General features: G+C 46.2%; 8 protein-coding genes and 2 pseudogenes. 3 read left to right on the plus strand and 7 right to left on the minus strand.

Annotation, left to right across the window (positions count from 1 at the left end):
* Positions 1-596 precede the first annotated feature (596 nt).
* Positions 597-1,163, plus strand: a pseudogene (locus RMY16_RS33180) (pentapeptide repeat-containing protein); the annotation flags it as partial.
* Here RMY16_RS33180 and RMY16_RS33185 read toward each other — a convergent pair.
* Entirely contained in the window at positions 1,070-1,372 is a 303-nt protein-coding gene (locus RMY16_RS33185; protein ID WP_416211711.1) for a pentapeptide repeat-containing protein, read from the minus strand. The pseudogene RMY16_RS33180 and the gene RMY16_RS33185 overlap by 94 nt on opposite strands.
* On the opposite strand from RMY16_RS33185, the pseudogene RMY16_RS33190 reads away from it, so the two are divergent.
* Together RMY16_RS33190 and RMY16_RS27510 are read left to right on the plus strand one after the other, a co-directional pair.
* Positions 1,272-1,991 (plus strand): annotated as a pseudogene (locus RMY16_RS33190) (pentapeptide repeat-containing protein); the annotation flags it as partial. The gene RMY16_RS33185 and the pseudogene RMY16_RS33190 sit on opposite strands and share 101 nt — an antisense overlap.
* Positions 1,992-2,067: 76 nt before the next feature.
* Positions 2,068-2,289, plus strand: a complete 222-nt coding sequence (locus RMY16_RS27510) for a hypothetical protein (RefSeq protein ID WP_322739030.1) — start codon at positions 2,068-2,070, stop codon at positions 2,287-2,289.
* A gap of 9 nt (positions 2,290-2,298) precedes the next feature.
* On the opposite strand, the gene RMY16_RS27515 is transcribed toward RMY16_RS27510, so the two are convergent.
* The 6 genes from RMY16_RS27515 to RMY16_RS27540 form a co-directional block, all read right to left on the minus strand.
* Positions 2,299-3,219 carry an NAD(+) kinase gene (locus RMY16_RS27515; RefSeq protein WP_322739031.1) on the minus strand — a complete coding sequence of 307 codons (921 nt, stop codon included), beginning with the start codon at positions 3,217-3,219 and terminating at the stop codon, positions 2,299-2,301.
* Positions 3,220-3,225: 6 nt separating this feature from the next.
* A complete protein-coding gene (gene nuoK / locus RMY16_RS27520) occupies positions 3,226-3,531 on the minus strand; it encodes an NADH-quinone oxidoreductase subunit NuoK (protein ID WP_322642731.1) in 306 nt (101 codons plus the stop codon).
* A 59-nt stretch (positions 3,532-3,590) separates the two neighbouring features.
* The gene (locus tag RMY16_RS27525; protein ID WP_322665976.1) at positions 3,591-4,205 is read right to left on the minus strand and encodes an NADH-quinone oxidoreductase subunit J; all 615 of its coding nucleotides are present in this window, start codon (positions 4,203-4,205) and stop codon (positions 3,591-3,593) included.
* A 125-nt stretch (positions 4,206-4,330) separates the two neighbouring features.
* Positions 4,331-4,915 (minus strand): NAD(P)H-quinone oxidoreductase subunit I, encoded by a 585-nt coding sequence (gene ndhI, locus RMY16_RS27530; RefSeq protein WP_322665974.1) that lies wholly within the window; start codon positions 4,913-4,915, stop codon positions 4,331-4,333.
* 89 nt (positions 4,916-5,004) lie between these two features.
* Positions 5,005-6,123 (minus strand): NADH-quinone oxidoreductase subunit NuoH, encoded by a 1,119-nt coding sequence (gene nuoH, locus RMY16_RS27535; RefSeq protein WP_194045704.1) that lies wholly within the window; start codon positions 6,121-6,123, stop codon positions 5,005-5,007.
* A 585-nt stretch (positions 6,124-6,708) separates the two neighbouring features.
* A complete protein-coding gene (locus RMY16_RS27540; protein ID WP_322665972.1) occupies positions 6,709-7,845 on the minus strand; it encodes a citrate synthase in 1,137 nt (378 codons plus the stop codon).
* Positions 7,846-7,853 lie beyond the last annotated feature (8 nt).

A 7,853-nucleotide genomic window follows, 5' to 3' on the forward strand; every position in this document is an offset into this window, starting at 1 on the left:
AAACTTAAGGCTACTAGAGGTGAGCGAGAAGCCCCTATCCGAAACGCCGTTGGCAAATTCATCAGAAGTAGCCCAGCCTAAACATCGCCAACTGATGATTTTTTTACTATAGTATCTATTTATACTATTGAATGTTGGGAATACAAAGCAAACTAGCATAGAAAAGTTTTTAATTCAGGATTATCAAAAACAGTTATTTAAATGTAACAACGGAAACAAAAATGTCAACATATTTATCTCAAGTCTGGCAGATGCTGAGAAATTATGTGAGTGCTACAAGGTTACAAGAGATGCCAAAGACCACATCGCTAGAAACTGAAGCAGTTTTACCTCTAGGAAAAAATATTAAAGAACCAGACAAAAGCGTTAGATTAGCTCAAAATAATTTGCAGGAATATTTATACTCTCCAAGACTGCAAAAAAGCTTGGAAAAATGGGCAATACCAAAGAACGGTTTGAGTTCTCAGATAGACGATCGCACATTGGGCACTTTACCCACTGGGTTTTGCTTTAAAGTATGCGATCGCCAGATGCATGAAGAGATTTATGATTTATTGGGCAATGGTGCCTTGAAACCTGAAATAGTCAACCAACTAATGGAATTGGTTGTGACTGGTCAAAAAATTCGCCCAGAATTGCTTTTTGGGCGGCTAGAAGATTTTTATCGTCGCTGGTGTCAGGGAGAATTTATCGATGGCACACCAGATGATAACCTGCCTCAGAAAACAAAGTTAAAGCTAGCGGCACAAAATATTGCGATCGGCTTGAGACAGGTAGACATATATACAGGGCTGAACGTACTGATTTTATTACTAGAGTTACACCGCTATGCCCAAGGGCAAGATGAACTCAAACAAAAAATCACCTTCTACCCATCTGCCCAACCGGACACAGACAATTTTTTCACATCCCAACTGCTGCGGATTATTAATTATAGCGATGCCCTGGAAATTGGCAACTTTAGCAGTATAGTTGGACAATTCCTCAAAGGCGGCAACTTTAGGGGTGCTTACCTCGGCGATGCCAACCTTACCGGGGCAGACTTTAGTGGTGCCGACCTAAGCCTTGCTTATCTCGGTGATGCCAACTTAACTGGCGTAAACTTCAGTGGTGCCAACCTTAGCGGTGCCAACCTCGGCGATGCCAACCTCAGCGGTGCCAACCTCAGCGGTGTTAACCTCAGCAGTGCCGACCTCAGTAGCACCAACCTTAGCGGTGCTAACCTTAGCTGTGCCAACCTTAGCCGCGCCGACCTCAACCGCGCCGACCTTAGCAATACCAACCTTAGCCGCGCCGACCTTAGCCGCGCCGACCTCAACCGCGCTGACCTTAGCAGCACTAACCTCAGCCATGCTGACCTCAGTAACGCCATCCTTTTCGGTGCAAATCTGAGTGAAGCCAACCTTAATAGCGTCAGCCTTAGCCATGCCGACCTTTGCCGCGCTGACCTCAGTGGTGCTGATTTGAGTCACGCCATCCTCAACGGTACTAACCTCAGTGACACAATTCTTTTCAGTACCAACCTCAGCGATGCTATCCTTGTTGCCGCAGACCTCAGCTATGCCAAACTTAACGGTGCCAAACTTAACAATGCCAGACTTAACGGTGCAATGTTCTTGGGTGCCGACCTCAGCGGTGTAGACCTAAGTCGAGTGATTCTCAACGAAGCTGACCTCAGTGGCGTGATTCTCAACGACGCCGACCTCAGTGGTGCTGACCTCACTGACGCGATCCTATTTGGCACAGATTTCAGCTATGCCAACCTTAACAGTGCTAACCTCAGTGGCAGCAACCTCAGTGGTGCTATCCTCAACGGCGCGGATCTTAGCCATAGCAACCTAAGTTACGCCATTTTAGGTGGTGCAGACCTTAGCGACGCCAATCTAGAAGAGATGATCTGGGGTAAAAAGCAGCAGTGGGAAGGGGTGCAGGGATTAGAGACAGCAGTTAATGTACCGGAGGCGTTGAAGGAAGAACTGGGTCTTAATTGAGACGAGGTGAGATTTTATACTAAACTTTCAAGAGCCAATACATTTATGTATAGCCGTAGTCACATAGGTTAGGACAGTGTTGATTGCTCAAAGGCCTGAAACAACTGGGTTTTTGTTCAGCACTCGGCACTCAGCACTCAGCACTCAGCACTCAGCACTCAACACTCAGCACTTTGCTCTATGTATAGGTTTCTCCACACAATTAGAAAGCCCCCAGATGAATCCAGGGGCTTGGGTAATTTTGGTTGCGATCGCTACAGTTATTACGCGATCGCAATTTACGGTAAATGCACTCTAAAATACTTAATTAATTACGGTGATTATTGCTGTAGTGAACCCTTGTACCTGCCCACAGCAACTTCTCCCGTAGCGTCTGATAGTAGGAATTGTTCTCGCGCAAAATAATAAATTTAGCCCGACACTCTGCCATCCGCACATCAACACGGTGTCCGGGCCAAATTGAAGTTCCCAAAACTCCATCTGTCCACAGCTTGGTACTCAAATCGTAATCCCCCAAAGGCCAAATACTCACCACAGAACCAGGGGGTAAAACAAGGGGACGACTAGAAAGGCTCATTGCACAAATAGGAGTGACGGTAAGCGCCTCCATACCATCATGCATAATTGGCCCATTAGCAGAAACGGTATAACCTGTGGAACCTGTAGGAGTGGAAATAATCAATCCATCCCCCACGTATTGATCGACTACCTCACCATCGATTTCCATTTCCAGAATTGAGGTGATCATTCGGTCAGCGGAGGCGGGTTTGACACAGAATTCATTCAAAGCCAGGTAATGTTCACTCACTGGTTCCAAATTAGATCCATGACCCTCATACACCGCAGCTTGCAACATCATCCGTCGTTGGATAGCATAGCGATCCTCAAACAGCCGATCCCAAACTTTCTCTGTATCCTGAAACTCTTCCACTGACTCAGTTAAAAACCCCAGATGGCCTCCTACATTCACTCCCAGAATTGGGATACCAGCTGGGGCTAAATGTCTGGCACCAGTTAAAACAGTACCATCGCCACCGAGTACCAAAGCGAGATCGATTGGTTGACTCGCCGAAGCCAAAAAGACTGGATAGGGGTTGTCTTTCGGCCCGCTAGGTCCCATCAACACTTGGCAATCGCGACTTTCTAGTTGTTTAGCACAGATTTCTGCCCATTGTTTACTCCGGGCATCCCGCGCTTTATAAGCAATGATTACCTGCTTGAGTTGCACGCACAATTACCACTTCAGGAGATTAAACTGCTCCATATCGACGGTATCACGGTTGCGATAAATGGCAAGCACGATCGCTAAACCCACCGCCGCCTCGGCTGCGGCCACGGTAATCACAAATACTGTGAAAACCTGACCCTTAACTAATGTTGAGTCGAGGAAGTTGGAAAATGCCATTAAATTCAAATTAACAGCATTGAGCAGTAATTCAATTGACATCAGCACCCGCACAGCGTTGCGGCTAGTAATTAAACCGTAAATGCCGATGCAGAATAAAGCTGCTGCTAGTAATAAAAAGTACTGGAGTTGCATGAATCTGGGTATCCCTCCTGAAAAAGCTGGCTGTTTATCTGCGGCTCAGGTCGCAAATATTACTCTTTGGTTTCGCTGGTTGTTGATACTAGTTCTCTAGGGCGTTCTTGCAAGGTCAAAACAGTTTGCCCCAGATCGGATCGTGTCAGTTGATCTGGCAAATACTCACGACGTGCCAAAATAATTGCTCCTACCATCGCTATTAGCAACAAAATGGAAGCTAATTCAAAAGGTAGTAAAAAGTCAGTGAAGAAATGCTCTCCAATCAAAACTATAGAACTTTCACCACCCGCCACAGGAGCGGTTGAGTAAGCCCAAGGAGTAGCCAACACCATCGTACTTAAAAGACCAAACAATCCTACGCTGATTACACCCGTAAGTACTTTACGCACCCAAGAGTTAGGAAATGCTACAAAATTTTGCCGCTTGTTCACCAACATAATGGCAAACAAAATCAGCACGTTAACCGCCCCAACGTAAATTAGTATTTGTGCAGCCGCAACAAAATCAGCATTTAGCAACAGGTACATTCCCGCTATGCTGATGAACACACCCCCCAGCAAAAAGGCAGAATAGACGATGTTGGAGAACAGCACCACACCAATGGCCGCCCCAATCATCATCACGCCTAGTATGCCAAGTGATACTAACTGTACTCCTTCTGCTAGATTCACTGTTTTTTGTCCTTAGTCAATTGTCATCGGTCATTGGTCATTGGTCATTAGTCATTGGTCATTAGTCATTAGTCATTAGTCAAATAACAAAGGACAAAACACAAATGACAATGGACAAATGACATTTATTTTTCTGTTTGTTCTACCAAGTCTTCTGGACGCGCACCTGCACGCTGTGCATCCGCAGGTAGTCCGTGGGGTTCGAGGACGCCTTTGGGTAGGTAAACTAGTTCGCGCAGTGGTGTAACCATTGGATCGTCTGTTACCTTATAAGGCAGACGACCTAGCGCTACGTTGTCGTAGTTCAATTCATGGCGATCGTAAGTGGAAAGCTCATACTCTTCTGTCATCGATAGACAGTTAGTGGGGCAAAATTCCACACAATTACCGCAAAAGATACAAACTCCAAAGTCAATGCTGTAGTGGTTGAGTTTTTTCTTTTTGCTGGCTTTGTCGAATTCCCAATCGACTACAGGCAGGTTAATTGGACAAACGCGAACGCAAACTTCGCAAGCGATGCACTTATCAAATTCAAAGTGAATCCTACCGCGAAATCGTTCGCCAGGAATTAGTTTCTCGTAAGGGTACTGTACAGTAATTGGACGCCGCCGCATGTGGTCAAAGGTGACAGAAAGTCCCTGACCAATGTAACGCGCAGCTTGTACCGTTTCTTTGGCGTAATCACCAACTTGTTTCAGGAACTTTAGCATTGTGTTTCACTCTCTCTTTATTTGTCCCTTGTCCCTTGTCATTTGTCCTTGGTCATTAGTACAAATGACTAATGACTAATGACTAATGACTAACCCCCGAAGGCGAAGGGAAAGGCTAGTTTCAAGGCGGCAGTTAATAGGAGATTAACCAAACCAACTGGTAACAAAAACTTCCATCCTAAATCTAACAGTTGATCAATCCGTACCCGTGGCACTGTCCAGCGCAACAGGATGGCGACAAACACTAGTAAATAGGCTTTGAATACGGTCATGGTGATACCCAAAGCCGCAGTTACTATCTGGAACACGGGATTTAATTCACTGACTCCCAGCCAACCAGCGATGAGGTTGAGGGGAATAGGAAAGTCCCAACCGCCCAAGTAGAGAATTGCTACTAGTAGGGAAGAAAGGATCAAGTTAACGTATGAACCCAGGTAGAATAGACCGAATTTCATGCCTGAGTATTCAGTCTGATAGCCTGCGACGATTTCTTCTTCCGCTTCGGGTAAGTCAAAGGGTAATCGTTCGCATTCAGCGAGGGCGGCTATCCAAAAGATCAGAAAACCGATTGGTTGCCGCCAAATGTTCCAGCCTAGAATGCCGTAGCCAGATTGTTGATTGACAATATCAACGGTGTCGAGGCTATTAGACATCATAGCGATCGCTAACACCGCCAGTGCCAAAGGAATTTCATAACTAATAGATTGCGCTGCTGCCCGCAAGCCCCCTAAGAGGGAGTATTTGTTATTAGATGCATAGCCAGCCATCAGCAAGCCAATGGGTTGAATGCTAGACAAGGCAATCCACAAGAATACGCCCATGCCCACATTGCTAATTACGATATTCTGTCCAAAGGGCACAATCAGGAACGACAGAAATACCGGAATTACAACAATAATGGGGCCGAGGGTAAACAGCCAGGGATCAGACTTGGCTGGTACTATATCTTCTTTAAATACCAACTTCAGACCATCCGCTACAGGCACCAGCAACCCAAAAGGTCCCTGGTATTCTGGCCCAATTCGCTGCTGTGCGGAGGCGGAAATTTTCCGTTCTAGCCAAGTAGCAACTAATACCCCCACTGTTGCTCCAATCAGCATCAGTATCATTGGCAGGGGCATCCAAATCGCTTTGGCTGTTCCTGCTGGTATACCTAAATCCCGGAGGGATTCAATAAAAGTTCCTTGGAGGTCAATTCCTGAATTCATGTTTCCGCTCTTTAAGACATCGAGTCATGGTGAGTTACAACTATTAGTTGAATTAATAACCGTAAATTCACCCATTTATAATTTTTGCTGTGATGACGTCCGATTGAAGATTTGTTGCCAATTCCCATGCCTAGTATATCGTTGGATGGTTTGACCACCCTGAAGCGAGATGAGAATTCTACTTATGGTTGGCATTGAGATTAGCTATTGAGGGCTGGGGAGCAGAGGAGCATACTTCTCTACGAGAGGCTGCGCCAACGACTACGCTCAGTAACCGGGGGAGCAAGGGGGCAGGGGAGCAGGGGAGCGGAGGAGAAGTTGCAGTAAGTCTTTCCTCTGTGCCCCTCGGTCACTGAGTTTACGGTGAGCGCAGTCGAACTGCGTAGCCGTACCCCTCCGGGGAAGCAAGCTACACGCAGCCTCTCCTAGAGAAGTGCTGCCCCTTTGCGCCTCTGCCTCTTCTACACAATGCCCAATACTTCTCTACGAGAGGCTGCGCCAACGGCTTCTCTACGAGACGCTACGCGAACGCGGTAGTTGGGCGCAGTCGAAACTCAGTACAAGTGCCCCATGCCCTATGCCCATTTACCTTTGCTCAATAGGGGTATAAGTAACTTCGTGCAGACCGTTGTAAACCTGGGTAGGACGGAAAATCCGGTTTTCTGCTAATTGTTCTTTCCAGTGGGCTAGCCAACCGGCAACACGAGCGATCGCAAATATTGGCGTAAACAAGTCTGTGGGAATACCCATCTTCCTATACACCAAGCCGGAGTAAAAGTCAATATTAGGATAAATCCCTTTGCTACCGAGTTTTTCCTCTACAACTCGTTCCATTTCTTGAGCAATGTCATAGAATTTGTCATAGCCAAACTTCTCAAACAGTTGTTCTGCTAAACCTTGTAAAATTATGGCTCGTGGGTCTTTGACTTTATACACACGATGTCCAAAGCCCATAATCTTAGATTTAGTTTGTAGACAATTCTCTATGTAGGGACGGACATTTTCCACAGAGCCAATTTTTTCCAACATCTGAATTACTTCTTCATTGGCTCCACCATGCAGAGGTCCACCTAAAGTTCCCACAGCACTAGCAACCACAGCGTAAGGATCGGTCAAGGTGGAAGCTGTCACCCTAGCACTGAAGGTAGAAGCATTCATTGTATGCTCGACTTGAAGTATCAAGCAGATATCAAAAATCCGCGCCATCAGAGGATCGGGTTCTTGCTCATTGAGCATGTATAGAAAGTTGGCGGAGTAGTCTAAGTCATCACGGGGACGTACCGGGTCATTGCCTTTTCGCATCAGTTGGAACGCCGCCACCATTGTGGGAATGGTTGCTATCAGGCGCACCACAGAATCTCGAATGTAGACAGGATTATGTAAATCGCGGAGCGAATAAAACAAGCCTAAAGCAGCAGCGGAGGCTTGTAAGGCATCCATTGGATGACCGCTTTCTGGAAAGCATTTCATCATATCCCGAATGCGGTATTTTATCCGTCGGTGATAACGAACTTCATGCTCAAATGTTTCCAGTTCTTCCTTGCTTGGCAGTTTACCCCAGATTAAGAGATAAGCAGTTTCTAGGAATGTACTTTTTTCTGCTAATTCCTCAATCCGAATGCCACGATATTCTAGTATTCCCTTTTGCCCATCAACATAGCTGATACTTGATTGAGCGGCGGGAATGCCTTCTAAACCAGGCTTGTATTCGCACACCATCATGGCAACAC

This window comes from Nostoc sp. DedQUE12b (assembly GCF_034530835.1).
Taxonomy (GTDB): Bacteria; Cyanobacteriota; Cyanobacteriia; order Cyanobacteriales; family Nostocaceae; genus Nostoc.

Bases quoted from the DNA above. Each gene is read 5' to 3' on its own strand.
- nuoK (WP_322642731.1), bottom strand. From the start codon at position 3,531: ATGCAACTCCAGTACTTTTTATTACTAGCAGCAGCTTTATTCTGCATC.
- RMY16_RS33185 (WP_416211711.1), bottom strand. From the start codon at position 1,372: ATGGCGTTACTGAGGTCAGCATGGCTGAGGTTAGTGCTGCTAAGGTCA.
- nuoH (WP_194045704.1), bottom strand. From the start codon at position 6,123: ATGAATTCAGGAATTGACCTCCAAGGAACTTTTATTGAATCCCTCCGG.
- RMY16_RS27540 (WP_322665972.1), bottom strand. From the start codon at position 7,845: ATGATGGTGTGCGAATACAAGCCTGGTTTAGAAGGCATTCCCGCCGCT.
- ndhI (WP_322665974.1), bottom strand. From the start codon at position 4,915: ATGCTAAAGTTCCTGAAACAAGTTGGTGATTACGCCAAAGAAACGGTA.